Annotated in this window: 1 protein-coding gene; it reads right to left on the reverse strand. The window is 64.7% G+C overall.

Translation table 11 applies throughout. The annotated features are described in order from the left end of the window. A partial coding sequence (locus EN742_RS35705; protein ID WP_281035052.1) for an adenylate/guanylate cyclase domain-containing protein occupies positions 1 to 847 on the reverse strand: 847 nt, incomplete at its 3' end. Between the last annotated feature and the right edge of the window lie 248 nt (positions 848 to 1,095).

The following is a 1,095-nucleotide window of genomic DNA, read 5'->3' on the forward strand; positions in this document are numbered from 1 at the left end:
GGGCGAGGCCGCTCGTCGCGCGCGCTTCGAACCGGGTCTCGGCGGCACTCTCGCGAAGCACTCTCCACGCGCGGATCGGGGCGTCGAACCCTTTCAGCTCGTGCAAGCCGAGGTCGGCGAACTCGAACAGCCCGCCGAGCAGTCGGCGCGTCGCGAGCGGGATCACGATCTCGCCAGGCCCCGCCAATGCCTGCAGCCGCGCCGCCAGGTTCGGCGACTCGCCGACCACCGCTTCCTCCTGCGCTCCTCCTTCGCCGATGAGATCACCCACCACCACCAGCCCCGTTGCGATGCCGACGCGTACCGCAAGCCCACCTTGTGCCGGGATCGCGAGCCTTGCGATCGAATCAACGATCGCCAGCCCAGCCCGCACGGCTCGCTCCGCGTCGTCCTCATGCGCCTTTGGATAGCCAAAATACACCAGCACGCCGTCGCCCATGTATTTGGCCACAAACCCGCCAAAGCGACGCACCGCCTCGGCAACGCACTTCTGATAGGCCGCAATCACCTCCCGCAAATCCTCAGGGTCCATTCGCGCCGAGAGTGCCGTCGAGCCGACAAGGTCCGAGAACATCACGGTGACCTGACGGCGCTCAGCGGTGTCCTTCGCGGCATTGTCGATTGCCAGAGGCGCATCGGATAACAGTGGCGTTGGTGCAGCTACTTGAGCGCGCAAGGCTGCGATGGCGTCGAGCAGCTTACGACGATGTCCGACAAATCCGACGCCAAGATCCTTCAGGTCCTCGGCCGTCAACGTCGGCAGGACCGTGTCGTCGATCTTATTCTCGCGGAAGGCGGCCTCATACTGTTCGAGGCCATGCCTCCGCAGCCAATCTCCGACGTCCATGGCGGCGCCCCTGGCTTGCCTACCCACGCATGATCCACCAGGGGAGACAGGCTGTCTAGGACCGGGAACCCACCTACAACTTCCTAAAGAAGCCGGACAGAATATTCGGACCCGCTTCGCCGGGGCGCAGCCTGATGCCGTCCTCGAATGAGTTCAGCGTCACGCATTCGAAGCCGTTGTGCGCGAGCAGCGCCACCAGCGAGTCGCGATCGAAGTGGTGCAGGTGCTCGTTGGGAAGACGCATACGC

The sequence above is a fragment of the Mesorhizobium sp. M4A.F.Ca.ET.020.02.1.1 genome (assembly GCF_004022645.1).
GTDB lineage: Bacteria > Pseudomonadota > Alphaproteobacteria > Rhizobiales > Rhizobiaceae > Mesorhizobium.